Origin of the sequence: Streptomyces sp. NPDC048650 (assembly GCF_043199095.1) — a bacterium.
GTDB lineage: Bacteria > Actinomycetota > Actinomycetes > Streptomycetales > Streptomycetaceae > Streptomyces.
Genome location: NZ_JBICVM010000005.1, coordinates 171750 through 195271, shown reverse-complemented (window position 1 = coordinate 195271; position 23522 = coordinate 171750). Strand labels below are relative to the sequence as shown.

27 protein-coding genes are annotated in these 23522 nt (G+C 71.7%); 7 read left to right on the top strand and 20 right to left on the bottom strand.

Going from position 1 to position 23522, the window contains the following annotated elements; all coding sequences use genetic code 11:
• Positions 1-153: 153 nt before the first annotated feature.
• Positions 154-444 carry a hypothetical protein gene (locus ACGFML_RS16090; RefSeq protein ID WP_393544095.1) on the top strand — a complete coding sequence of 97 codons (291 nt, stop codon included), beginning with the start codon at positions 154-156 and terminating at the stop codon, positions 442-444.
• Between the two features lie 107 nt (positions 445-551).
• Here ACGFML_RS16090 and ACGFML_RS16085 read toward each other — a convergent pair whose 3' ends face one another.
• From ACGFML_RS16085 to ACGFML_RS16060, 6 genes are all read right to left on the bottom strand, one after another.
• The gene (locus ACGFML_RS16085; protein WP_393544093.1) at positions 552-1478 is read right to left on the bottom strand and encodes a GlxA family transcriptional regulator; all 927 of its coding nucleotides are present in this window, start codon (positions 1476-1478) and stop codon (positions 552-554) included.
• Positions 1475-2026 carry a cysteine hydrolase family protein gene (locus tag ACGFML_RS16080; protein ID WP_393544091.1) on the bottom strand — a complete coding sequence of 184 codons (552 nt, stop codon included), beginning with the start codon at positions 2024-2026 and terminating at the stop codon, positions 1475-1477. The genes ACGFML_RS16085 and ACGFML_RS16080 overlap by 4 nt, the downstream gene beginning before the upstream one ends.
• 182 nt (positions 2027-2208) lie before the next feature.
• Positions 2209-4062, bottom strand: a complete 1854-nt coding sequence (locus ACGFML_RS16075; protein ID WP_393544090.1) for a phospholipase C — start codon at positions 4060-4062, stop codon at positions 2209-2211.
• 171 nt (positions 4063-4233) lie between these two features.
• The gene (gene efeB, locus ACGFML_RS16070) at positions 4234-5511 is read right to left on the bottom strand and encodes an iron uptake transporter deferrochelatase/peroxidase subunit (protein ID WP_393544088.1); all 1278 of its coding nucleotides are present in this window, start codon (positions 5509-5511) and stop codon (positions 4234-4236) included.
• A complete protein-coding gene (locus ACGFML_RS16065) occupies positions 5508-6722 on the bottom strand; it encodes an EfeM/EfeO family lipoprotein (RefSeq protein ID WP_393544086.1) in 1215 nt (404 codons plus the stop codon). Before ACGFML_RS16065 ends, efeB begins: the two co-directional genes overlap by 4 nt.
• 540 nt (positions 6723-7262) lie before the next feature.
• A complete protein-coding gene (locus tag ACGFML_RS16060) occupies positions 7263-7592 on the bottom strand; it encodes a hypothetical protein (protein ID WP_393544084.1) in 330 nt (109 codons plus the stop codon).
• 243 nt (positions 7593-7835) lie between these two features.
• Here ACGFML_RS16060 and ACGFML_RS16055 point away from each other — a divergent pair, with 243 nt between their 5' ends.
• Complete coding sequence (locus tag ACGFML_RS16055; RefSeq protein ID WP_393544082.1) at positions 7836-8183, top strand: hypothetical protein; 348 nt, start codon at positions 7836-7838, stop codon at positions 8181-8183.
• Positions 8184-8294: 111 nt separating this feature from the next.
• On the opposite strand, the gene ACGFML_RS16050 is transcribed toward ACGFML_RS16055, so the two are convergent.
• Positions 8295-9089, bottom strand: coding sequence for an alpha/beta hydrolase (locus ACGFML_RS16050; protein WP_393544080.1), 795 nt, complete (start codon positions 9087-9089; stop codon positions 8295-8297).
• Complete coding sequence (locus ACGFML_RS16045; protein WP_393544078.1) at positions 9086-10273, bottom strand: MFS transporter; 1188 nt, start codon at positions 10271-10273, stop codon at positions 9086-9088. The genes ACGFML_RS16050 and ACGFML_RS16045 overlap by 4 nt, the downstream gene beginning before the upstream one ends.
• A gap of 73 nt (positions 10274-10346) precedes the next feature.
• Here ACGFML_RS16045 and ACGFML_RS16040 point away from each other — a divergent pair, with 73 nt between their 5' ends.
• A complete protein-coding gene (locus ACGFML_RS16040) occupies positions 10347-11105 on the top strand; it encodes a DeoR/GlpR family DNA-binding transcription regulator (protein ID WP_393544076.1) in 759 nt (252 codons plus the stop codon).
• Positions 11106-11493: 388 nt separating this feature from the next.
• Entirely contained in the window at positions 11494-11844 is a 351-nt protein-coding gene (locus tag ACGFML_RS16035) for an STAS domain-containing protein (RefSeq protein ID WP_393544074.1), read from the top strand.
• 82 nt (positions 11845-11926) lie between these two features.
• On the opposite strand, the gene ACGFML_RS16030 is transcribed toward ACGFML_RS16035, so the two are convergent.
• From ACGFML_RS16030 to ACGFML_RS15975, 12 genes are all read right to left on the bottom strand, one after another.
• Positions 11927-12271: an ATP-binding protein gene (locus tag ACGFML_RS16030; RefSeq protein ID WP_393544072.1), complete on the bottom strand. Its 345-nt coding sequence runs from the start codon at positions 12269-12271 to the stop codon at positions 11927-11929.
• Between the two features lie 52 nt (positions 12272-12323).
• Complete coding sequence (locus ACGFML_RS16025) at positions 12324-12677, bottom strand: STAS domain-containing protein (RefSeq protein WP_393544070.1); 354 nt, start codon at positions 12675-12677, stop codon at positions 12324-12326.
• A gap of 163 nt (positions 12678-12840) precedes the next feature.
• Positions 12841-13233 carry an ATP-binding protein gene (locus ACGFML_RS16020; protein ID WP_393544068.1) on the bottom strand — a complete coding sequence of 131 codons (393 nt, stop codon included), beginning with the start codon at positions 13231-13233 and terminating at the stop codon, positions 12841-12843.
• A 221-nt stretch (positions 13234-13454) separates the two neighbouring features.
• Entirely contained in the window at positions 13455-13808 is a 354-nt protein-coding gene (locus tag ACGFML_RS16015; RefSeq protein ID WP_393544066.1) for a PRC-barrel domain containing protein, read from the bottom strand.
• A 293-nt stretch (positions 13809-14101) separates the two neighbouring features.
• Complete coding sequence (locus ACGFML_RS16010; protein ID WP_393544064.1) at positions 14102-15043, bottom strand: hypothetical protein; 942 nt, start codon at positions 15041-15043, stop codon at positions 14102-14104.
• Between the two features lies 1 nt (position 15044).
• Positions 15045-15656, bottom strand: coding sequence for a TetR family transcriptional regulator (locus tag ACGFML_RS16005; RefSeq protein WP_393544062.1), 612 nt, complete (start codon positions 15654-15656; stop codon positions 15045-15047).
• Between the two features lie 147 nt (positions 15657-15803).
• Positions 15804-17081: a PP2C family protein-serine/threonine phosphatase gene (locus ACGFML_RS16000; RefSeq protein WP_393544061.1), complete on the bottom strand. Its 1278-nt coding sequence runs from the start codon at positions 17079-17081 to the stop codon at positions 15804-15806.
• Positions 17078-18085, bottom strand: a complete 1008-nt coding sequence (locus ACGFML_RS15995; protein ID WP_393544059.1) for a SpoIIE family protein phosphatase — start codon at positions 18083-18085, stop codon at positions 17078-17080. The genes ACGFML_RS16000 and ACGFML_RS15995 overlap by 4 nt, the downstream gene beginning before the upstream one ends.
• A complete protein-coding gene (locus tag ACGFML_RS15990) occupies positions 18082-18546 on the bottom strand; it encodes an ATP-binding protein (protein WP_393544057.1) in 465 nt (154 codons plus the stop codon). Before ACGFML_RS15990 ends, ACGFML_RS15995 begins: the two co-directional genes overlap by 4 nt.
• Positions 18530-18937, bottom strand: coding sequence for an STAS domain-containing protein (locus ACGFML_RS15985; RefSeq protein WP_393544055.1), 408 nt, complete (start codon positions 18935-18937; stop codon positions 18530-18532). The genes ACGFML_RS15990 and ACGFML_RS15985 overlap by 17 nt, the downstream gene beginning before the upstream one ends.
• Complete coding sequence (locus ACGFML_RS15980; RefSeq protein ID WP_393544053.1) at positions 18934-19806, bottom strand: STAS domain-containing protein; 873 nt, start codon at positions 19804-19806, stop codon at positions 18934-18936. Before ACGFML_RS15980 ends, ACGFML_RS15985 begins: the two co-directional genes overlap by 4 nt.
• A 362-nt stretch (positions 19807-20168) precedes the next feature.
• Entirely contained in the window at positions 20169-20525 is a 357-nt protein-coding gene (locus ACGFML_RS15975) for a hypothetical protein (RefSeq protein WP_393544051.1), read from the bottom strand.
• Between the two features lie 803 nt (positions 20526-21328).
• Here ACGFML_RS15975 and ACGFML_RS15970 point away from each other — a divergent pair.
• From ACGFML_RS15970 to ACGFML_RS15960, 3 genes are all read left to right on the top strand, one after another.
• Positions 21329-21985 carry a fasciclin domain-containing protein gene (locus ACGFML_RS15970; RefSeq protein ID WP_393544679.1) on the top strand — a complete coding sequence of 219 codons (657 nt, stop codon included), beginning with the start codon at positions 21329-21331 and terminating at the stop codon, positions 21983-21985.
• 175 nt (positions 21986-22160) lie between these two features.
• On the top strand, positions 22161-22748 hold the full coding sequence (gene sigK / locus ACGFML_RS15965) for an ECF RNA polymerase sigma factor SigK (protein ID WP_393544049.1): 588 nt from the start codon (positions 22161-22163) through the stop codon (positions 22746-22748).
• Positions 22745-23491: an anti-sigma factor domain-containing protein gene (locus tag ACGFML_RS15960; protein ID WP_393544047.1), complete on the top strand. Its 747-nt coding sequence runs from the start codon at positions 22745-22747 to the stop codon at positions 23489-23491. Before sigK ends, ACGFML_RS15960 begins: the two co-directional genes overlap by 4 nt.
• Positions 23492-23522: the final 31 nt, after the last annotated feature.

The following is a 23522-nucleotide window of genomic DNA, read 5'->3' as shown; positions in this document are numbered from 1 at the left end:
GCGCGTCCGGGGCGGGTGTTCTCCCGTTGCCTGAACGGCAGTTGGCGGTCAGGAGACCTTCGGGGAAAGAGAATGGTTGTAGTGAAATGGTGAAGAAGAAGCGATGGAGGCGTAACGGCGCACGACGGTCCGCGCACGGATAGGGTCGACCGCATGCTGATCCGGTTACGGCGCCCCTGGCGCGCCAGGCTGGCGGTGACGTGTGCCGTCCTGGTGCTCGCCGCGGCCGGTGCCGCACTGCTGCTGCGGGACGCCGCACCGCCTCCGTTCGCGCCACTGCCCCGCCTGCCCCCGCAGCACGTCCCGACGGTGGTGACGGTCCTCACCCGGGACGAACCGGATCGCGAAACCCCGCCCGGACCGGCCACCCTCGCCGGGGCGGTCATGCTGGCGGTGGCCGGCGGCCTGGGTGTCGGCGGCTGTCTGATCCGCCGGCGCCGGTAGCCGTTCGGCGGGCGCAGCTGGGGGGACGCGCTGCGGGCACAGTCGCACAAACCGGCCACTCCGCGCTGCGCCGGGCCGCCCCGCCGACCGTGCCCCCGTCCGGCGTCCTACGGCAGCGGTGCGGACGGCTTCCGGGCGCGGAGTCGGCGCAGCATCCGGGCGTCGTCGAAGCCCACCTCGCGGGCCGCGGCCTCCCTCATCCTGCCGTGGCTGATGAGGTGTTCGGCACGCTCCAGTCGTAGTGTCTGCTGGTAGCGCAGCGGGGTCAGGCCGCCGGTGGCCCGGCTGAACAGCCGGGTCAGCGTGCGTTCGCTCACGCCCGCGTGAGCAGCCAGACGGGCCAGGGGCAGCGGTTCGGCGAACCGGGCGTCGATGAGGTCCTGGACGCGGTGGACGGTGTCGTTCAGGTGTGAGCGGTGCCGCAGCATGGCGCCGGCCTGCTGTTCGTGACCGTTGCGGCGGGCGTAGACGACCATGTTCCGGGCCACCTGAGCGGCCAGGGCCGGTCCGTGCCGCAGGGCCAGCAGGTGCAGCGCCAGGTCGATGCCGCTGGCGATGCCCGCGGCGGTCACCACCCCGTCGTCCATGGTGAACAGCACGTCGCGTACCACCGTCGCGCGGGGGTGACGGGCGGCCAGTTCCTCCTGGAGCTGGTGGTGCGTGGTGCACCGGCGCCCGTCCAGCAGCCCGGCCTGGCCCAGCGCTTCCGCCCCGGCACACACGCTTGCCAGGGTGCCCCCGGCGGCGTGATGGGCCCGCAGCCGTGCCCGTATGTCCGGGCTCAGCTCCGGCGCCCTCCGCAGGGTGGGTGCCCGCCAGCCGGGCACCACGATCAGATCGCGGGGCCCCAGCTCCGGCCAGGTGGTGCGCGCGGTGAGCGGCACTCCTTGGGCGCTGGGCACCAGCTCCTGTTCGGCGACATAGCCGAGCCGGTAGGGGTGCCCGAAGTCCGCCGCGGTGCTGAAGACCTGGGCGGGACCGGCCAGATCGAGCAGGTGGACTCCGGACAGCAGCAGGAAGACGACGTGGCTCACGCCGTTGAGGCTCCCACCTGTGCCTCCAGTTCGGCCACCGTGGCGATGCGCGCGAACCGGTCGCGGAGGACCGTGGTCGTACGCTCGATGATCTCCTCGGCGCTGAGCCCGCCGACCGGGTTCGTCGTGGTGGCGTCGGCGACGAAGACCATGTCGTATCCGAGGTCGCTGCCCAACCGGGTGGTGGTCTCCACGCACTGCTCGGTGCGGATGCCGCAGACGCGGAGCTCCCGCACCCCCGCCCAGGTCAGCAGCTGTTGCAGGGGGGTGGTGGTGAAGGCGTTGTGGGAGGTCTTGTGCAGTACCGGCTCGCCGGGCTCGGGCCGCTCCAGCTCGTCCAGCAGCCGCACGTGCCCCTGCGTCGGATCGAAGACGTCCCCGCTGCCGGGCTCGGTGTGCAGCACCCAGACCACCAGGTCACCGGCCGCACGCGCCAGGCCGACCAGCCTGTTGACGGGCTCCGCGATCTGCGGGTTGGCGATCCGCTCCCACAACGGACGGGCACGGAAGGATTCCTGGACATCGATGACGATCAGCGCTCGGTTCATGTCACCCATTCTGACCAGGGGTGATGCCGCAACGGCAGGGACGATCCGGGCAGCCGGCGGAACGATCCGGGCAGCTCGTCCACCTCCCGGGCCGGGGCCGGGCACCGCCTCCGCGCAACCGCGGCGCCACCCGGCGGATCGTCCCTGTCGGTTCACCCGGCTCCGCCGGTGTTCCCCCGTCCTCAGGGGCGGGCGGCACCTCGCTCCTTGCGGCGGCGCAGCACGAAGAAGGTGCCGGTGACGCCGCCCGCCAGCACGGCCGCGCCGACGCCGGCCGGGAGCACCGGGAAGCCGGCGGAGTCACCCTCCAGCGCCACGTTCCGCATGGCGGGGCCGGGGGCGATCTTCGTCACGACCGGATCGACGTGCCGGACCGGACCGACCGACTTCACCGAACCGTCAGGGTTGAGCAGCACCTGACGGTTGTTGGGGTGCCGGAAGTCGAACATGCCCGCCAGCGAGCCGGCGCGGGTGTCGAAGGCGGCGTCGCCGATCCGGCCGGTGTGCCAGTTGTCCTCGATGAATTTGATGATCGAGGTCTGCTCGGTCCGGGTGTGGTCGATCTTGTTGACCTTGCTGTACGGGGAGATCACCAGCAGCGGCTGCCGGGTGCCGGGGCCGCACCGGTCCGGGTATCCGCCGGCGGCCACGGGGCCCGCCTGGCAGGCCGGGCTGTCGGTGGGCTTGCCGTTGGAGCCGGTCGAGGTGTCCTTGGAGCCGTTGCGGGGCCGGGCGTAGGTGTGGTCGTACCAGCCGTCGGAGTCGTCGTAGGCGATGACGACGGCGGTGTCCTTCCACTGCGGCGACTGCTGGATGCGGTTGATCTGGCCGACCAGGAAGTGCTGTTCGTCGATCGGGTCGGAGTAGCCGGCGTGCGCGTCCTGGTACTCGGGGGCCTTGAGGAAGCTGACGGCCGGCAACTTGCCCGCCTTGAGTGCGGCGTCGAAGTCGGTCAGGTCGTAGTTGTGGTTGGCCGGTCCGGCGTGGCCGATCTCGTCGACGCTCTTCGGCGGCAGGTGGTGCGGGTTGGACGTCGACCGGTAGTACTCGAAGGGCGCGTGGTGCGGGCTGTAGTCGACGACCGCCGCTCCCCCGACGTTGGTGTGGGTGGTCCCGCCGCACTCGGCGAAGTGGTCCGGCCGGCCGTCCCACGGGGTGCTGGGCCGGAAGCCGCCCTGGAACCAACCCCAGCTCACCTTCCGGGAGTTGAGAAGGTCACCGATGTTGCGCCCCTGCATCGCGCCGAGCGCGCTCTTGCCGGTGTGGTCCTTGTTGGAGCAGTCGTCGTACGCCGGCTCCGGGTCGGTGACCATCGTGCCGACGCCCTTCGCGTCGGGCGACTTCACGACGTGCGGGTCGGGCTTGTCGGTCTGCCGGGGGTTCTCCGTGCCGGAGGCCGGGTCCATGGAGACGATGCCGTGGGTCTGCCCGGAGACCAGGTCGATCGCTCCCGGCGTGGACGGGCCGTAGACCGAGCCGAAGGAACGGTCGTTGAGCGTGTAGTGCTGGGCGTAGTTCCACAGTCCGGTGACGGTGTTGCCGTCGTAGTAGTCCATCACCAGCCCGGGCTCGCCGAAGAGACCGCCGGAGCACTTGCCGGAGTCGGTGTTCTCGACGAACCGGTCGGCCTTGCCTCCGTTGTACGCGTACTGCTCGGGCCCGTAGTCGTGGTTCTGGTCGCAGGTCATGGCCTGTTCGGGGGTGAGCCGCTTGGGGAGGTACTGGTTGGGGTTGTGCTTGAGCAGCCCGGCGGTGCGCAGGTTGTCGATGCGCCGGGGCGTCCCCGGAGCGGCGGTGAACCTGGTGCCGTCGGTGTTGGCGGCCTCGGGGTAGGTCGCGAAGTAGTGGTCGAACGAGATGTTCTCGTCGAAGAGCACGACCAGATGCTTGATCGGGGTGGCTGTGCCCGGCGAGGAGCCGGGGTGCTGCCCGTCGGCGGCCCACGAGGGGGCCCCCGCGCCCAGGACCGCGAGGGCCGCGGCGCCCGTGAGGGCTCCCAGGCTCCTCAGTGCTGCTGTTCTTCCCCTACTGGCCATGCTGGTTCACCCTCCGGACAGGGACGTGGTGGTGCGGTACGGCCGGGATGTTCTGCCGGGCGGACGGCGGCCCGGCAGAGCCATCATGACGCCGGAGTGAACACCGAGTCAGGTATGCAAGGTCAATCTTTGACCGTGTATTGACTCTTCGTGACTCTTCTCGCCCACTGTTCAGCCGAGCAATGCCCGGCCGTACCAGTCCGCTGCCTCACGCACCCCCGGCAGCGCGAAGAAGTAGCCGCCGCCGAAGGGCGTGATGTAGTCCGTCAGCGGCTCGCCGGCCAGCCGGTGCTGGACGGTTTCGAACTGGCGGACCAGGTCCCGCTGGTAGCAGCAGAACAGCAGGCCCATGTCGAGGTTGCCGTTGCCGTCCACGCCCTTGTCGTAGTTGTAGGCCCGCCGCAGGATCCGCTGGTCGGCCGTGGCCGCGGTACGGGGATTGGCCAACCGGATGTGGCTGTCCAGGGGGATCACATCGCCCTTGGGGTCGAGGGGATAGTCGGGTGTGTCGTGTTCGGCGTCGCCGTCGAGGGGCGCTCCCGTCTCCCGGGCGCGGCCGAACATCCGCTCCTGCTCCGTCAGCGAGACCCGGTCCCAGAACTCCACCAGCATGCGGATCAGGCGCACGACCTGATAGCTGCCGCCGACCGCCCAGTCCGGCTCGCCGGCGCCGCGTCCCACCCACACCAGCCGGTCCATCTCCCGGGCACTGCGCCCGTCCGGATTGGCCGTGCCGTCCTTGAACCCCATGAGGTTGCGGGGCGTACCGGACGGCCGGGGCGGACTGCTGAAGCCGTCCAGCCGCCAGCGGACCTGCATCCCGCCCCGGGTGTGCCGCGCGATGTCGCGCAGGGCGTGCAGCACGGTGTCCGCGTCATCGGCGCACAGTTGGAGGCTCAGGTCGCCGTGGCACCACTCGGGCCGCAGGTCGTCGTCGGGGAACGAGGGCATCGCCTTCAGGCGGCGCGGCGCGCGGCCGTGCAGCGCGAAGCGGTCGTCGAACAACGACGCCCCCAGGCCGACCGTCACCGACAGCGCACCGGCCGGCACCTGCGGCCCCAGGATGCCGGAGTCGGTGGGCGGGCCGGTGATGCCGACGGAAGCCGGTGCACCGCCGCCGGTCAGAAACCGCGCGCGTGCGGTGAGACCACGCAGCAGATCGGCCAGCTCGTGGCGGTTCTCGGCGGTGACGTCGAACGCGGTGAACGCGGTGACCCGGCAGGGCGGCGCCAGGACCGACGCCTGACGGGCGCCGTGGAAGGGAATCGGCGTCGGGGTCCTCGGGGCCAGGCCGGGGCCGGGCATCGGGACCGTCACGCCGGCCTGCTGCGTACCGTCGGCGGGCGCGGCACCACCGGCCGCGAGACCGGCCCCGGCCAGGGCCGCACCGCGCAGGAACCGCCGCCTGCCGACGCCGTGCAGATCGCTCACACCGCTCACACCGCTCACACCATTCTCCGCACATCGCACAGCGTCGCCACCGACGCCAGCCGCTCCACCAGATCCCCGAGCAGCGCGTCGGTCCGCTCCCGCTGCGTACGGTCGAGGCGGGCCTGTGGAGTCCACCGCCCGCCCTGCCGAAAGCCGTCGAGCATGCGCTGCGCCCGGCTCAACTCGTCCTCCAGCGCGGGGACATCGGGGTACCGGGTCACCAACAGGGGGCGCAGCCGGACGAGGACGGCCCGGGTTCCGTCGAGGTTGGCGCGGGCGGTGGCCAGGCTGGTGCCGCTGCCGTAGTCGGTGCGCCCGGTCAGCTCGAACTGCAGGGTGTTCTCCAGGATCTCGTGCGCCCGCAGGCCGAGTTCCGCAGGGTCCATCCGCGCCTGCGCCCAATCGTCGCGAAGCCGCTGCACATCGTCGGCGAGCGCGGCGGCCGGGCCGCGCAGGGTGTCGGCGGAACGACCGTGCCACAGCCCGTACTCGATGCGGTGGAATCCGGTGAAGGCCGGGTCCTGGTCGCCGTCCGGCAGACCGGCCCCGGTGCCGTTGATCTTCTGGTCCGCGTCACCGAACGCCCCGTACGCGGCGCCGAGCCGCTCGTAGGCGAGATGCGCGGACAGCCAGTCCCGCCGAGCGGCCGGCAGGTCCCCGCGCCCGATCGCGTCCCGCAGTCTCGCGGCCCGGTCGACGAGGCCGTTGAGGCCGCGCGCGACCCACTTCTGGTAGCCCAGCGTCGGGGGGATGAGGTCGTGCTCGGTGACCGGTGCCGCCGCCGGTCCCCCGCGGCCGCCACCGTGGATGCGGACCGTCGGCCCGGTGACCGCTTCGGCATCGTCCGGCAGACACATGAAGGCGTACGCACCCCGGCCGAGCCGGACCCGCAGCTGCCGCGTGGTTCCGGGGCCGATCCCCTCCGCCTCGCCGTACACGGCCCCGCTTCCCGCGGCCTTGAGATAGACCTCCGCAGCCGTAGCGGACGTGTTGTGCAGGTCGAAGACCTGGGCGCCGGGCCGGGGATGCACCCACCCCCGGCCGCAACCGCCCGGCGACACGTCGACGGTGGTGTGCGGCAGTCCGTCCGCCGTGGCCGGCACGGACCGGCCGGCGCCCTCCGGTCCACCGGTCAGCACCAGCCCCACCAGCAGGCCGCCCGCGAGAAGAACACCTCCGGGCCCCCACACCCGGGGCGAGGACAGTTCCTTGAGGCCGGGTCGCGGCACTCCACGCCTCCCGAGGTCGTTCGGAATGCGGCCGCAGCCCTTGGCGCGGGACGTAGGTCCGGCCCCGGACACAGCCACAGCCACAGCCACAGCCACAGCCACAGCCACAGCGTCCGTGCACCGTGCCCGGCAGCATCAGTGCGTCCATGCTAGACAGCCCGGAACTCCCGAACACCCTTTCCTCTGGAGGAGATGCCGAGAATTTTTCGGCAGTTCAACGGCTCGCTGGTGAGAGTGGACGCCGCCCCTCGCCCTGCTCATCCCTCGGGGCCGAGGGTCGAGGAACGCAGGAACGCCGCCTTCGCACTCGCACTCGCCCTCGCCCTCACACTCGCCGTGATCGGGGTCTGGCTGGCTGGCTTCGTTCGTGATCCACCGGACAGGGCCGGTCAGACGAGTACGGAGTCGAGCCGCGCCCCCACCTGTGCATGGTGCCCGAGCACACGGCTCAACGGCGCGGTCCGGCCCGGGTGTCGCTACCGCCGCGGAGCGGCTCACCCCGCGCGGGCCGCCTCCGGAGGCCGCGCGGCACCCGCCTCTTCACCCGCCGGTCCGCCGTACGCCGCCGCCCGGCTCTCCGGACCGCCCGGCCGAACGGTCGCCCCGCCGGGGGCGGCGTCGACCCGGCCAGGTCGCCCAACGCAGCGTGTCGGCCGCCTCCGGTGGCAGCACCCCCGCGCCGATGAGTGCGGCCCGGCCGGCCTGTTGTCCGGCGATCCCGTACCCGTACTCGGAGGAGTCCACCTCGTGGAAGCCACCGTCCGTGAGCAGCACCGCGGCGGCCACCCCGCCGAGCCCCGCCACCAGGCCCGCCCGCACAGCCGAGAGGTACTCGACGGGCAGCCGCCGGGCCGGCACCACGTTGAGCACCTCCAACCCGCCTTCCGGGCCGGGCGACCCGCCAGGGCTCCGGGTCCGGGGCCCGCCAGATCGAGAACGACCGCGGGACGGTCGCTCGCCACCCGCGTCGACGGCGGCGGCGCCCGGCTTCACTTCCTACCCGGCGGCGAACGCCGAGCGTATGCGCTTGCCGTTCACGCCGCATGGGCGGCCCGTCGGTGTCTCGGCGGCGCCGCCGACGACCCCCGTGAACGAGCCGTTCTGCTGTTGGTGATGGCGTGGTACGCGGACGATCTGGACGAGATGCCCTACAGCGTGGGCAAGGAGCTGCGGACCGCCCTGCGCACGGTGGACACCGCCCCTCTCGACGCCGAGTGCCCGCACGGCGACGACGGCCACCCCGAGAGCGATGACGCCCTGCCGTCCCTGCTCGGCCACCTCTACGCGCCGGACGAGTTCCCCGCGCCCTCCGATGCCGCGGCCCGTGAACGGTGGCTCTGCTCCCGCCACTTGGCCCGGCGGGCCCAGGACGCGATCGCCGCACTCGACGAGTACTTCTACGCGGACGAGGAGGAAGGGGAGGAAGGCGAAGGGAACGGCGTCGGCGACGAGGCCGCGTAGCGGTGTCGTCCGGGGCCCGTGCGGGGCGAGTCCGGGCCGGGCGGCGCTCAGCAGGTGCTTCGGCGGGGCCGTGGGCCCTCACCGGAAGCGCACGTCGTGTGCCGTCTCCGGTCAGGTCGTCCGCGCCGTCTCGTACGGGGTACCGCGCAGTACGGTGTCGACGAAGCGGCGGCGTGGGACGGCGTGGTCGGCGAACCACAGGCCCAGCCGGTGATCGGCTTCGTGGTGGACGAGCCGGGTGTGGTGCGAGCGGGAGGCGCCGAGGGCGGCGGCGACGGCCTCGGTGACGGCCGGGGGGATGACCGCGTCGGTACCGGGCGTGACGAGCACCGAGCGGGTGGCCAGCGACCGGAAGACGTCGAGTGCGGAGGACCGCCGCCAGCTGTCCGGTGTGCGGATGATCCCGGTGAAGCCCGCGGCGAAGGGGACGGACCACGCCTGGGCCGCGTACACCGCGGGGGCGCACAGCCCGATGGCGGTGACCCGTGATCCGTAGTGCGTCACCAGGTCGGCGACGGTCTGCCCGCTCATGCTGAACCCGATCGGCGCCAGCCGGTGCCCGGGCCCCGCATGATGGTCGATCACGGCTTTGGCCTGCGTGAACCGGCGTTGCAGGCTCAGTTCCCCAAGGCGGCCGGAGCTGTCGCCGTGCCCGGAGAAGTCGAAGGCGAGCGCGTGGTGCCCGCGGGCGGCGAAGTCGGCCAGCAGACCGGTCAGGCGTGCCGAGTCGCTGGTGCCGGCGCCGTGCAGCAGGACGGCCGTCAGGGGCGGGGAGGGCGTCGCCGGGTCCGTCGACGGGACCGTCGACGGGACCGCGACGGTGCAGCTGAGGCGTTCGCCGTCGCACTCCACGGTGGAATACCGGAAGACGGTGCGCTCTCCGCTCGCACGGTGCGTGTCGGTCATACGGTCTCAGCCTCCAGGAGGGTGGGGGTGCGACGCCCGGACCGCAGGATGCCCGCCGCGCAGGCGGCGACGAGGCAGCACGTCACGGGCAGGAAGAATGTCAGGTTGAGCGGGACGGCGTGCGTCAGCGGTCCGATGACGGCGGGTCCGGCGAGCATGCCCAGGTAGCCGAGGCCGGCGACGCGTGAGACGTTGGCGCCGGCCGCGTCCTGGTCGGCATGGCCCGCGGCGCTGAAGAGTTGGGGGATGCAGCCGGACAGCCCGGCCCCGAACAGCGCCCAGCCGGTCAGTGCGAGGGGTGTCCACGGGGAGAGTGCGACCGCCGTCAGGCCGAGCGCGGCCACCGACGCGCCGTGCCGGAGCACGGCCACCGGCCCGAAGCGCGCGGCCACCCGGTCGGTCAGCAGACGGCCGATGGTCATGGCGGTGGCGAACGCCCCGTAGGCGAGGGCGGCAGTGGCGGCGGGCGCGCCCAGGACGTCCCGCAGATGCAACACGCTCCAGTCGTTCGCCACGCCTTCACAGAGCATGAGCATCAGTGCCAAGGCGGCCAGCGTCCAGATACGCCGGGGAGTACGGCGCCGGGTGCGCTGCCCGGCGGCCGCCGGTGCGGCTTGCCCGGCGGGCTCGGGCCGCAGCAGTGCGGGGGCGGTCAGTACGGTGACGACGAGGCCGGCGAGCGCCGCCGCGCCGAGGGTCACCGTCGGGCTCCAGCCGCGGTCGAGTGCGCGGGCGCCGACCAGTGCGGCAAGGACCCCGCCGAGGGAGAACGTGACATGGAAGGCGGACATGACGGGCCGTCGGTAGCCGCGCTCCACCTGCACGGCGTGGGCGTTCATCCCGACGTCCAGGCAGCCGTTGCCGAACCCGAGTGCCAGCAGCGCCGCCCCCAGCGTCCAGACGTCGGTCGCCAGGCCCGGCAGAACGAGCGTGGCGCTGCACAGGGCCGCACCGGCCGGGACGACCGTGCGGGCGCCGAAGCGGTCGGCGAGCGGACCCGCGATTCCCATGCCGGCAACGGCTCCCGCGCCGAGCAGCAGGAGGAGCCAGCCGAGCACGGCGTGGCTGATCCCGGCACGGTGCTCGACGACGGGGATGTGGACGACCCACATCCCCATGAGGAAGCCGTTCAGGACGAAGCAGGCGAAGGTGGCCAGCCTGCCGATCCGCAGTGATCTTTCCATGGGAACGAACATAGCGAACAAGTTTCTTGTTCGTAAGATTGCTTTTCACGCGAGATCGATGTTCAATCCGGCCATGGCGAGCACAGACCGACTGAGACAGATCACCGACGCGGTGCGCGAGGCGGGCCGCCTCGGCGTTTCGGAACTCGCCGCGCTCACCGGCGCCTCGGAGATGACCATCCGCCGCGACCTGGAGGTCCTGGCCGAGCAGGGTGTCCTCGAGCGCTACCGCGGCGGAGCGCGGAGCCTGCTGCTGCGCGGCGCCGAACCCCCCTTCGCCCTACGGGTGCAGGAGGGTCAGGAACGCAAGCGGCGCATCGCCGCCGAGGTCGCTGGGCTGATCGCGGACGGCGAGTCCGTCGTCCTGGACAGCGGCACCACCTGCCTGGAGGTGGCCCGCGCGCTGGAGCACCGCCGTCTGACCGTGATGCCGCTCTCCCTGCATGCGGCCAATGCCCTCACCGGAGCGGCCCACTTGACGCTGCTGGTGCCCGGCGGACGGCCCCGGCCGGGAGAGTTGGCGCTGACCGGCCCGCTCACCCATGCGTCGCTGGGCGCCCTACGCTTCGACACGGCCGTTCTCGGCTGCTGCGGCCTGACCGCGGCGGACGGTCTGACCGCGTACGACCTCGACGACGCTGCCGTGAAGCGCGCCGCGATCGCTTCGTCCCGGCGCGTCATCGCCGTCGCGGAGGCGGCGAAGTTCTCCCGTACCGCCCTCGCGTTCGTCACTCCCGCAGCCGCTCTGCACGCCGTCGTCACCGACGAGGCCGCACCGAGCCAGGAGACCGATGCGCTGGCCGCCGCGGGGGTGGCCGTGCGGCGGGTGTGACCGGCAGCGGCTCGTCCGGTTCGGTCTGCTCCCGTCATGCCCGGAGGCGACACCGGGGCAGGCCGACGCCGTACTCCTTCCCGCACTCCGGACTGTTCCTTTTCGGCCTTCCGATACCGCGCCTTTCCCGCGCCGGAGGTGTGGATAAAGGAACTCGGAACGGGCGCACAAGGCCGGCAATGCGTACGGGAGTTGTCCGGGAGCCAGGAGCGAAGGAGGCCCGCCGGCCGGTGGCCCGGCGCTCGACGAAGCGGCGGCAACACCCGCCCGCCGGCTGAGGAGTTGTCGATTGCCGGGGGGAGTCGTCGAATTCTTGACGAGTTGTCGATATGGCCGAACAGTGGGCTGTCCAGAACCTTTGTCCGAACCTCATGGCATGCTGTCGCCCATGCACGTTCACACGCCGGTTGTGGTGACCCATGCGGTCGAGGGCGACGTCTTCGTCATCCGTGTCAGCGGGTCCCTCGATGACGACAGTTCCGCCCTCCTCAAAGAGGCGTGCGCGCTGGCAAAGGATTCCGGTGCGCCCCGTACCGTCGTCGATCTGTCGCTCACCGACTTCGCCGACTCCACCGTGCTGCATGTGCTGCTCGCCGCCCAGCGTGCCCATCACCGCGAGGCACGCAAGCTGATCGTCGCGGGCCCGTTCCACGAGATCATCGGCAGGCTCTTCGATGTCACCGGCACCACCGGATACTTCACACTTGCCGACACCATGCTCGACGCCGTGAACCGCTGAGCGGCACAGCCTCCGGGACGGACGGCAAGAGGGCCGGGAAATCCAGGATTCCGGCGACGGGGCATGCCGCCCGGCCGCTAGGTCACAACGGCAGCGTGACCCGAATGGTCTTGCCCGTCGCGGTCACGGCGACGTCGACGGTGCGAGCGAGCCGCTGCACGAGGGGCCAGCCGTAGCCGCCCGGAGCGTCGGGAGCGCGCGCGGCGGCAGTGGCGGGCACCAGGACGTTCCCGTCCTCGACGGAGAGTTCCAGGTGACCTCGGACGACGCGGACGGTGAAGTCGACGAGGCCGCCGCCGTGCCGCTGCGCATTGGTGAACAGCTCCGTGGCCACCAGGAGGGCATCGACGAGGGCCCGTTCGGCTACCGCCGCGCTCGCCCGCTGCAGCGCATGGGACACCAGGTGACGCGCTTCGGCCGCCGTCACGGGCACTCCGTGCGTCCGTCCGGCCCCGGGCGCCGCCGCGAGGGCCGCACCGTCATGCACGAAGCGCACGCGAGACGCTGTCGACGAATGTGAAGTGACCGGCCGTACCGGTGATCTCAAAAAGCCGGTCGACGACCGCATGGAAAGGACCGGCCATCACCAATTCCCGCTGCGCTCGCTGGTGTTTGCGGTGCGCGCTGAGCAGCACATGGAGAAAGGTGGAGTCCGCGAAATCGGTTGCCGACAGATCGATCACCGTGCGCGCGGTGTCGCCCTGGAGGGATTCGGTGAGCGCCGCTCCGAGAAGTGAGGCGCTGTCGTAGTCGAGGCCGCCGGACACCCGGATCACGCGGCACTCGCCCTCGACGGAGGCAGTGACCTCGGCCGGTGAATTCCCCATCATCATATCCTTCAGGATGCCACGGCCCCGGATGAACCCGCGAGGCCCCCGGCACCCGGCGGCCTCGCCTTCTCCCACGTTCTTCGAAAGGGGCCGGCATTGCGGCGGGGCGGGCGCAGGTTGCCCGGATTCGGGTCCGTGCGCGGTGGCTTTTCCCTTCTGTGACGGCTCAGCCGGGCGAGCGGTCACCGGCGAGAGACATCGTCACGGTAATGGCCTTGCCGTCCGCCGTGCGGGCGATGGCGATGCCGGTGGCGAGTTGCTGGATCATCGGCCACCCGTACCCCCCGACCGCGTACTTTTCCCGTCCGGCGACCGTGCTGGGATGACGGGGACTGTAGTCGATGACCGTCACTTCCAGGCAATCGGCGACAATCCGGGCAAAGAATCCGGCAATTCCACCTCCGTGCCTCTGTGCATTGGTCACCAATTCCGACGTGACCAGTAGCGCGTCCATCACGGAGAGTTCGTCGACCTGCGGACGGTGAGCGGCGATGAGATCCCGGACGTGGTCCCGCCCGTCGGCCGCCGCGTTCACCGGGACCTGCTGCGTTTCCGTCACACCTCTCACCTCCCCTTGTCGACTCGTGCCCGGCATTCGCCTGCGCGGGGTGCGGAGACGTTCCCTTCGGGGGCTTCCCCCTTTCGGGGATTTCACGCCGTACTCTTCCTCACCCGGATCGCGCGGCGACGCCCCACGGTGCGGGCGTCGGGCCGGCCACCGGCCGGCCCCGCCCCCGCCCCCCTCTTGCCTCACCAGACCTGCCACCGGAATTTTCGGCATCACATGAGCGGAAATCCACCGAAGTAGGTCCCGATCTGCTGCAGATAGTCGGCGCCGACCTCCTGCTTGCCGCTCTCGAAGGGCGGCGCTCCCTCGACCTCTTCCTTTGTGCGGCCGACGAAGACTTTCTTCTCGTCCTCGTCGATTCCGGTCACCACTCCGGCCGGCAGCACCACACGCCGACCGATGAGCCAAGGGCCCGTATCGACGACGAGATGTTGGGAATCCACCTCGTCGGAATGCTTGTCCACCTTCCCGATACTCCCGTCGAGCGCCTCGACGCCGTACCCCAGAAGGACCGTGCCCGCCATGTATCCGGAATCCGGCAGGTATCCCCAGACATTGGTGCTCATAAGACATCCCTTCTGTGCGGCGCGAACAAGCAGGTCGTGAGCTGTTGTCCCGACAACAGCTCTGCTGCCCCGACATCGGTATCCAAAACGGCGGAGCGGTGAAGGTGATTTCGCTCTGCGGCGTGCCGCGGCACGCCCGGCGAAAGGGCGATGCCGCCGAAGGTGCTCTGCGGCCGGGGCGCCGCCGACCCCGCCGGCCGTCGCGGCCGTCCGGAAACTCCCGCGGTCCAGGCGTGGTTGCCGGCCCACGGCACCACCGTGCATGCGGCCTCGCTACGGTGCGTCCGCCCCCCTCAGTCGCGGGCGTACCTCGCGGCCATCGTCCGGAAGACCTGCTTCGGCTCCCAGCGCGTCTCGTCGAGCATCCGGACCACGCCGTAGGAGGCGATGTCGCGGTCGCCGGGTTTGTCGTAGTTGGCGAAGATGAACCAGAGGGCGGTGTCCACCCCTTCCTCCTCGAAGAGGTCCAGCAGGTCGGTGAGGTAGCGCACCTGCTCGCCCTCGTCCGGGACCGCTCCCGCCGGCGGCTGCCAGGCCATGCCGCCCAGTTCACCGGCCCCGCGGTAGGCGCAGGTGCCGTATTCGGTGATCGCCACGGGCTTGCCGTGGGAGAAGAACTCGCGCAGGTGGCCACGGAAGCTGTCGCCGTCGTCGCCGGTCCGGTAGGCGTCGACGCTGACCAGGTCGAACGGCTGCCAGTCGACGGACTCCCAGGGGCCGGAGGCGTAGGTGATCCGGCCCCCGAAATGGGCGCGGACGGTGGCGGCCGCCTGGGCCAGGAACTCGTTGAGGCGTTCTTGCACCGGCCCCAGGGAGGTCCACCACGTCAGGTCGGCGGAGACCATCGACCGAATCCGGTCGACATAGGTGTCCCCGGGGAGGAAGCCGCTGCAGAAGGCGCTCATCTCGCATCCGGCGACGAACACCACCTCGGCGCCGGTCTGCCGGATCTCCTCGGCCCGCCGCGCGCAGTCGGCGAAGAGCGGCAGCACCTGCTCGGGCGGGACGTCCACGGGGAAGGGCGCGAACCAGACCTCGAGGCCGGCTTCCGCGGCCAGGCGGGCGGCGGTGCCCAGCCGCTCCGGCTCGCGGCCGGAGATGCGGATAGCGTCGCAGTGCAGCTCGTCGGCGATCACCCGCATTTCGTCGCGGACCGCCTCGGGGGTGAAGGTCTTCCGGGTGAAGTGGTCGCCGGGGAAGATGCCGGTGTCGTAGTTGATGCCGCGGGCGCGCATGTCATGTCCTCTTTCGTGCCGGGTCGAGACCGTGTTCCAGCAGGTCGAAGGCGAGCTCGACGTCTTCGACCAGCGCGCGGCCCGCTTGCTGCGGGGATCCGCCGTCGAGCAGGCGCTGGAAGTACGACTCCTGGAGGGTGAGCAGGGACGCGGCGATCTGCGCCGCCATGAGCGCAGCCGCCGTCCGGCCGTGCTCCTCGGCCAGCACCTCGGCCAGGGCCTGGCGCTGCTGGTAGCGCAGGCCGTTGGCGGCGCTGCTGAGGACGGAGCTGTCGAAGATCACCCGCACCGAGGCGATCAGGGCCTCGGTCTCCTCTGCCGACACGTGCCGGGAGGCGACAGCGCGGTGGTGGGCGCGCAGCGCCTCCAGGGGGGACTGTTCCGGCGGGCGCCGGGCGACGATCTCGGCCAAGTCGTGCTCCCCCACCCCCTGTAGGGCGAGCGACTCCTTCGTGGGGAAGTACGTGAACAGCGTCGCCTTGGCCACCTCCGCGGCCTCGGCGATTTCGTTGACCGTCACCGCGTCGAAGCCGCGCTCGACGAACAGCCGCCGGGCCACCGCGCCGATCCGCTGCCGGGTCTGTTCCTTCTTGCGTTCCCGAAGCCCTGTCATGACACCAGACTAACCAGACCGAGTTCAAAAACAAACTCGGTCTGGTTTTTGCACTCGCACCGGGGCACCGCAGCGGGCGGCGGCGGGCGCGAGGAGGGCTACCGCCCCCGCGGCCACCGCGCGCCGGTCACGAAGGCGCCAGGGGGTTCACCGAGCGCAGGTGCGACGGACGGCGAGGGCGAGGGTGTCGTCGGCGTGCAGGATGAGGGTGTGCATATCCCGCCCGATACGCCCGGGGATGTCCTCGATGCGGTGCTGCGTATGCGCCTTCGCGCTCCGGACGAGACGCTTCTCGCCCTCGATCGGGTCCCGTCGGCTCTCGGTGAGACCGTCGGTGTAGAGCAGCAGCAGATCGTCCTCCGCGAGCCGCCTGCGCAGTACGGCGTCGCTCCCCGGCAGCGGATAGCCCACGCCGCGTCCGCGGACGGTGAGGTATTCGTGGCTCCCGTCGCCGCGCAGCAGCAGCGGGGGCGGGTGGCTGCCGTTGGCCAGCTGCATCTCCCCTGTGCCGGGATCGATCCGGACCAGCGCGAGCGTGGCCATCAGCTCCGGATCGAAGGGGGCGAGGATTTCGTCGGTACGGGCGACGATCGACGCCAGGGGGTGGCCTTCCAGGGCGAGGGTGCGCACGGCGTGGGTGACGTTCAGCGCGCTGCCGGTACTCCGTATCCCGTGGCCGAGGGCGTCCACGACGGTGATGTGGACGCTGCCGTCGGGCAGCCGGAACCAGTCGTAGTGATCTCCGCCGGTGGGGGCGTCGGTGCCGGCGGGCGCGTAGTGGACGGCGAGTTCGAGTCCGTCGATGACGGGTGGCGAGGGCCGCAGGGCGTCCTCGAGTTCCCGCAGCATCTGGCCGTGTGCCAGCCGTAGTTGCTCGTCGCGCTCTTCCAGCTGGACGTAGAGGGCGAGCACCCCGCTGTTGGTCTCGTTCAGCTCGCTCTGGAGACGCTGCAGCTGGGAGGTGAGGGAGTCGACGCTCTTCAGAGCCGCCGCCAGCTCCGCCTCCAGCTCCTTGATCTCCGCCTCGGGTCCGCCGGTGGCCGTGGCGTCCGCCTCCTCCCCCGGCGCTTCGGCGGGCGGCAGGGGCCCGGACAGCACGCTCGGCCGCTCCGCGGTGACGGGAATGTGCCAGGCGGCCGCACCGTCGGCCAGGGCGTGCGCGGTCAGCGGCAGCCCGTCCAGTTGCAGCCTCTGGTCGGGGCGGGCGGGCCGAATCGTGACGGTCAGCAGTTCGTGGTCGGTCGTCCCCGGCGTCAACGCGGTGCGCAGGGTGACATGGTGTCCGGCCCGGAGCACGGGAGCCGCGAGGGCGCTCACGGAGAGCGCAAGCCGGGCCCGGGTCTCGGCCGGCAGCTGGTGCGTGGAGCTGATCCGGCGCACGGCGCTGCGGACGGCCGGCAGTGTGTGGAAGGTGTGGGGGATCACGGCTGGCTCTGGAGGGGGCGGACGGCGAGCACGGTGGCGTCGTCGCGGACGAGGCGGTGGTCGTGGAGGACCGCTGCCGCCAGCAGGGGCGGCGGCAGGCGATGGAGGAACGGCGTGGGTGTCCTGGCCCACCGGTGGTCGACTCCGTCGGAGTGCAGCACCACGGTCGCATCGGGCGGCAGCGGGAAGCGGTGGATACGGGGGGCGGTCATGTTCAGACCCACGACTCCCGGCTGTCCGGTGAGCCGATGGCCGACGTCGTGCCGGTCCAGGGTCAGGGCACGGATGTTGCCGATGCCGCTGTACTGCGCCGAGCCGGCGTCCAGACGCAGCACACCGACTGCCGCGCCGCGGGTGTGCCGCAGAGCGCGGTGCATCGTGGTGAGGATGTCGGGCACCGGGGCGTCGGGGGCCCGGTGGAAGGCCCGGAGCGCCGTCCGGGCGGCCTCCGATGCCAGTTGCCCGTGCCCGAGGCCGTCCACGACCACCGCGGTGCGCATCCCCTCGTGCTCCACGGCGGCGACGCCGTCACCGCAGTCCTGCTCCCGGTCGGCCGCCACGCACACCGCCCCGATCCCGTCGACCTCCGACTGCTGCGGGACGGCGAGCCGGGCACCGGCCACGGTGCCGTGTCCGGGCTGCGAACGGATGGTGAAGGCCGTGGCGATACGCATCACCGCCCCCAGCCCGGCCCCGAGCGTGCCGTTGGTCGTGTAGCCGTCGGCCAGGCACTCCTGGACGTCGCGAATCCCCGGCCCGCGGTCCACGGCGACGATCTCGATGCCGGTGCCGAGCGCGAGCTGGTGGATGTACAAGGCGCCCTGGACGGCGTGGTTGGCGAGGTTGCTGGCGAGTTCCGAGGCGACGACGGCGGCCTGGTCCGGCATCGAACCGGGCAGCGGGCACCGCTTGGCGGCCGACTTCGCGGTGTCCGCCGCCAGTTGCACCGCGCTGTAGTGGTCGATGGGGACCAGCGCCGTGATCACGTCCGGGGAGCCCGTCAACGGGCTGCCCAGCGCGTCGCGACCACCGTGGTGCCCTGCCCGGGAACGGAATCGACCTCGAACTCGTCCATCAGGCGCTTGGCGCCGCCGAGTCCGTGCCCCAGCCCCGGGCCCGTGGTGAACCCGTCGGTCAGGGCCGTCGCGACGTCGGCTATACCGGGGCCGTCGTCGCGGACCGTCAGGCGCACCCCTAGCGGACGCCTTTCGGACCCGGCCAGCAGCTCGACGCTCATCGTGCCGCCGCCGCCATGGATGTAGGCGTTGCGGGCCAGCTCGCTGGCCGCGGTGACGACCCGCGTCTGGTCGACGATGCTGAAACCGGCGCGGACGGTCGCCGCGCGCACCGCGTGGCGGAGCAGGAGGAGGTCTTCCTGCGTACGCACGTCGTGGACGGTGGTGCCGTTGTCGCCGCTCACTGTGAGCTCTGCGTCCACTGCGTTCACTTCACCCGCGAAGGTCACGCAGATCCTCCTCGGAGGGTCGGGGGGTCTGGCTCCAGCCCAGGGCCGCCATGCCCTGTTCGGCGTTGAGTGCGGTCTCCACGCCGGTGAGCTTCAGTCCCAGCTCCACAAGGGTGATCGCCACCGGTGGGCGCATGCCCGCGACGATCACTCGGGCCCCCAACAGCCGGGCCATCGACGTCAGTTCCATCAGCATGCGGGCCGCGAAGGAGTCGATGATCTCCATCCTGGAGATGTCGATGAGCACACCGCTCGCCCCGTCGTCGGTGATCCGCCTGGTGAGTTCCTCGGTGAACACCACCGCCGAGGTGTCGTCGAGCTCGTTGAGGAGTCCGGTGACCAGCACATCCCCCAGGCGCAGGATCGGCACGCCGGACGAAGGAGCGTTCACCGGCCCGCCACCGTGTCGAGGGCCGCCCCCGGCCCGGTGAGCTTGACCGCGGCCGCGAGGGCGTCGGCCAGCGTCGCGCGGGTGAGGATGGTCGACAGATCGATTCCCAGCTGGGCGATGGTCTGGGCGATGGGCGGCCGGATGCCGCTGATGACGCAGTCGGCGCCCATCAGCCGCACGGCGTTGACGGTCTGGATCAGATGCTGCGCGACCGAGGTGTCGACCGTGGGGACGCCGGTGATGTCGATGATGGCGACCAGCGCCTCCTTCTCCTGGATCGCCTCCAGCAGGTTCTCCATCACCACCTGCGCCCGCGCGGTGTCCAGCGTGCCGATCAGCGGGACCGCCACGACCTGGCGCCACAGCTGTACGACGGGCGTCGACACCTCGAGCAGTTGTCTGCTCTGACGCCGGATGATCTCTTCCCGGCCCTCCACGAACGTCTCGAAGGTCAGCGCACCGGCGCTGTCCAGCAGCCGGTTGATCAGCATGGCGCAGTCCAGAAGCTGCTCGGCATCGCCGGTCTGCCGCTTCATGGCCGCCAGCAGGGCCTCCTTCAGCGCCAGCACCGCCAGGGCGGTCCCCGTCGGGGTGGCCCCGCGGCGGGCGCGTCGCATCGCGAACTCCACCACGGTCTGGTGCAGTTCGCGACGGGAGGCCACCACCCGCTCCACCGGCGTGCCGCTCTCCAGGCCGGCCAGGAGCGCCACGATCAGTGCGTCGGCCTCCTCGCGCAGCTCCGCCTCGCGGACTTCCGCTTCCGAGGCACGCCCGAGCTGCAGCCGTACCCAGTGATCGGAGATCGCGTCGGCATCGGCACGCAGCACATCGGTCACCCGCGTCCGTACGGCATCCTCGGTCCCGCTCACTGCGTAGTCCTTCCACTGGTACGGGCAGAACTGCCCACTTCGACACACTGTCGTGGTCGCGAACAGGTCGCGACCACAGGGTTCAGCCTGCCCCGGACCGCATTCCGCACACAGACGTCACCGCGCTCGCGCCTTCCGCGAGCCCTCGTACGTTACGGCAGGCCGGCGGGGCGGGTGACACCGCCGGTACCGGACCGCGGTCGGCATGCGGAGAACGGCACGATTCGGTCCCGCTCGGGGTGGGAACGGAACGGCACCTGCGCGGGAGCCGGCCGTCCGCGGCCTGCTGCCGGTCCGGGGCACCTGCCCTCCGTCGGGCCGTCCCGCGGCTCGGGTCCGGAGCACCGGGGAGGCGGCGACGCTCAGGGACGCTGGTCGATGTGCCCGCAGATCCAGGCCAGTGCCGTGTGGACGCCCTGGATGTAGTCGCGTGCCGCTGTGTCGCGTGCGGTGCCTTCCAGCTGTACCGCCGCCGCATCGACCTCGGCCGTCAGCAGCGGCAGGGCGGGCGACCCGCCACCGCGGGCGCCTGTGATGGGAGAGGCCGCCTCGACTCCCAGCGCCCACCGGTAGGCCGCCAGCGCACCCTGGGCGATCCGGGTCTGCCGGGAGTGACCGGGAGGGAGTCCTTCCAGCGCCTCGCGGGCGTGGACGACCTCCGCGCGTGACCGGATGCCGACCGCTGATTCGCCGTGCGCATCCGGCTGCTGAGTTCCCATAACGACCTTTTCGTCCCTTGGTGGCGTGGTGGGTCCGGGCCCGGTGCCGCTGCCGCAGGGGTTCGGCCGGCCGACCCAAAGGCAGTGCGCGGTGAGGTGGGCCCTCGCCCAAGTGAACCGGCTTCCCAAGGCTATTGCGCCCGGCCGGCTGCCGCGCGCCGGCCGGTGGGACGCACCAGCTTGCCACTCGGCTCTCCCCGAAGCCCGGGGCGCGCCGTGGGGAGTCCGAGCCGGCCGGCACGCCCCGGCGGAAATCCTTTCGCCGGCCGACCAATCCACCTCGGGAGACGGCCCGAATGACGGGTATGAGCTCGCGACGGAAGACTCTTCTGCACACGGCACTGGGCGCGCTGAGCGGCCTGGTCGCCGGGTACTCGGCGCTGGCCGTCGCGGAGTTGGTCTCGGCCGCGGTACGCCCCGAGGCAAGCCCGGTCACGGCCGTCGGCGGTGCGGCCATCGACCGCACGCCGGCGGGCGTCAAGGACTGGGCCGTCCGGAACTTCGGGAGCAACGACAAGTTCGTCCTTCAACTGGGCATCGTCGTGGTGCTCGCGCTCTTCGCCATGACGCTGGGTACGCTGGCACCGCGGTTCCGGAGGGCGGCGCCCGCAGGGGTGCTGGTCCTCGGCGCCGTGGGCGCGCTGGCCGCGACCGGGCGGCCGGACTCCACCGGCTCGCTGGACGCCGTTCCCTCCGTCGTGGGGGCGCTCCTCGCGGCCGTGGTGCTCCATCTGCTCGCGCGACGGCCGAGCACGTCCACGAGGCCGTCCCCGTCGACCGCACCGGACCCCGGGGAGATCCCTGTGAGCACCCTGCGTTTCCGCCGTACCGCTCTTGCCGTCACCGCCGCCGCGGTCCTGCCGATCGCACTGGCCGCCTGCTCCGACGACATGGGCAGCAAGGACAAGGCGTCCGACACGTCCTCGTCCGCGTCCGAGCCGTCGAAGGACAGCAGCGCCGGCAAGGGCGGCACGGACGCCATGGCCAAGCCGTTCGGTCCGGCGTGTTCGACGGTGCCCAAGGACGGCAAGGGCAACTTCGACGGCATGGCCAAGGACCCGGTGGCCACCGCGGCCTCGCACAACCCGGCACTGTCCACCCTGGTCACCGCCGTCAAGAAGGCCGGCCTGGTCGACACGCTCAACAGCGCCAAGAACATCACCGTCTTCGCTCCCACCAACGACGCCTTCAGCAAGATCCCCAAGGCTCGGCTGGACAAGGTCCTCGCCGACAAGGCCATGCTCACCAAGATCCTCACCGGCCACGTCGTCGGCGAGAAGGTCTCCCCCGACAAGCTGGCCGGCGGCTCCTACGACACCCTCGCCAAGACCACGCTGACCACCTCCGGCTCCGGCGAGTCGTACCAGGTCGACGACTCGGCCAAGATCGTCTGCGGCAACGTCCGGAGCTCCAACGCCACCGTCCACATCATCGACAGCGTCCTGCTGCCCAAGAAGTAGGCGGTCACCGAAGGAACGGTGCCGTGGGGCGGCCCCGGCACTCCGGGGCCGCCCCACGGCACACCTCACCCGGGAAGTGCGCGCCGCTCAGGCAAGAATGTGCGCGCCGACCCATCCGTATCCCGCCCGGTTCCGAATCGGCAGTGTCCACGTAGGTCACTGTCCGGAGGTGTCCATGCCCGTCGCAGCACGCGGCGACCAGTCCCCGGCGCCGCACCATGGCGCCCTGGAGTCCCTGCTCGACCGCGTCTCCCGCGGCGACCAGCAGGCGTTCGAGAGTCTGTACACCGCGGTGGCCGGCGCCGTGCTGGGCCTGGTCCGCCGGGTGGTGAGGGACCCGGCCCAGTCCGAGGAGGTCGCCCAGGAGGTCCTCATCGATGTGTGGCGGTCCGCCGCCCGCTACGACGCCCGTCAGGGCAGCGCCATGGCCTGGATCATGACGCTGGCACACCGGCGCGCGGTGGACCGGGTGCGCTCCGCGCAGGCGGCCGCCGACCGCGAGCACCGGGCCGGGGCGCGCTCGTACACCGCGCCCTTCGACGAGGTCAGTGAGCAGGTCGAGCGGCGCCTGGAGCGGGAGCAGGTGAGGCGCTGTCTGGAGCAGCTGACCGCACTGCAGCGGGAATCCGTGACGCTCGCCTACTACCGCGGGTACACGTACCGGGAGACCGCGGACCTGCTGGGCTCGGCCCTGGGAACCGTCAAGACCAGGCTGCGCGACGGCCTGATCCGGCTCCGTGACTGCCTGGGGGTATCGGCATGAACACCGTCGATCTGCACACGCTGACCGGTGCCTACGCCCTCGGCGCGCTGTCCGGGCGCGAGGCGGACGAGTTCGCCCGTCACCTGGCGCACTGCCCGGCGTGCACGCAGGAAGTCCGGGAGCTGCGGGAGACCGCGGCCCGGCTGGCGCTGGCCGTCGCCGAGGTGCCGCCGGCCGGACTGCGGACCCGGGTGATGGCGGCACTGCCCGAGGTCCGCCAGTTGCCGCCGGTGCGGCAGGAGGCGACGGTGGTGCCCCTGACCCGGCGGCTGCGGCACCGGCTGCCCTATCTGGCCGCCGCCGCCTGCCTCGTCCTGGCGGCCGTCACCGGCGGGCTGGCCGTCCACGCCCAGCACGAGGCCGATCAGCAGCGCGACCGGAACACCCGCGCCGAGGAACGGGCGAGCGCGCTGAGCGCGCTGATGGCGGCGCCGGACGCCACCTTCCACCGCACCGCACTCAAGGGCGGGGGCAACGGAACGGTGGTCTCCTCCCGGCAGCAGAACCGCAGCGCCTTCGTCTACCACGGTCTGCCCAAGCTGCCCGGCTCCCGGGTCTATCAACTCTGGTACAGCCGCAACGGCACGATGGTGCCCGCCGGGCTCGTCGAGACCGGTCACGCCGGCGGCGCGCTGCTGCTGACCGGCGGGCCGCGCGGCGCGGACGGTGTCGGTGTGACGGCGGAACCTCCGGGCGGCTCCAGTCGGCCGACGAGCCCGCCGCTGGCGCTGCTCCCCGTGTAACCGCCCGCGCTCGCCGCAGGGACGGCGGCGG

Bases quoted from the DNA above. Each gene is read 5' to 3' on its own strand.
- ACGFML_RS16075 (WP_393544090.1), bottom strand. From the start codon at position 4,062: ATGGCCAGTAGGGGAAGAACAGCAGCACTGAGGAGCCTGGGAGCCCTC.
- ACGFML_RS16080 (WP_393544091.1), bottom strand. From the start codon at position 2,026: ATGAACCGAGCGCTGATCGTCATCGATGTCCAGGAATCCTTCCGTGCC.
- sigK (WP_393544049.1), top strand. From the start codon at position 22,161: ATGCCCGTCGCAGCACGCGGCGACCAGTCCCCGGCGCCGCACCATGGC.
- ACGFML_RS15975 (WP_393544051.1), bottom strand. From the start codon at position 20,525: ATGGGAACTCAGCAGCCGGATGCGCACGGCGAATCAGCGGTCGGCATC.
- ACGFML_RS15960 (WP_393544047.1), top strand. From the start codon at position 22,745: ATGAACACCGTCGATCTGCACACGCTGACCGGTGCCTACGCCCTCGGC.
- ACGFML_RS16050 (WP_393544080.1), bottom strand. From the start codon at position 9,089: ATGACCGACACGCACCGTGCGAGCGGAGAGCGCACCGTCTTCCGGTAT.
- ACGFML_RS16090 (WP_393544095.1), top strand. From the start codon at position 154: ATGCTGATCCGGTTACGGCGCCCCTGGCGCGCCAGGCTGGCGGTGACG.
- ACGFML_RS16045 (WP_393544078.1), bottom strand. From the start codon at position 10,273: ATGGAAAGATCACTGCGGATCGGCAGGCTGGCCACCTTCGCCTGCTTC.
- ACGFML_RS16010 (WP_393544064.1), bottom strand. From the start codon at position 15,043: ATGCGCGCCCGCGGCATCAACTACGACACCGGCATCTTCCCCGGCGAC.
- ACGFML_RS16005 (WP_393544062.1), bottom strand. From the start codon at position 15,656: ATGACAGGGCTTCGGGAACGCAAGAAGGAACAGACCCGGCAGCGGATC.
- ACGFML_RS16055 (WP_393544082.1), top strand. From the start codon at position 7,836: ATGGCGTGGTACGCGGACGATCTGGACGAGATGCCCTACAGCGTGGGC.
- ACGFML_RS16035 (WP_393544074.1), top strand. From the start codon at position 11,494: ATGCACGTTCACACGCCGGTTGTGGTGACCCATGCGGTCGAGGGCGAC.
- ACGFML_RS16015 (WP_393544066.1), bottom strand. From the start codon at position 13,808: ATGAGCACCAATGTCTGGGGATACCTGCCGGATTCCGGATACATGGCG.
- ACGFML_RS16040 (WP_393544076.1), top strand. From the start codon at position 10,347: ATGGCGAGCACAGACCGACTGAGACAGATCACCGACGCGGTGCGCGAG.
- ACGFML_RS16025 (WP_393544070.1), bottom strand. From the start codon at position 12,677: ATGATGATGGGGAATTCACCGGCCGAGGTCACTGCCTCCGTCGAGGGC.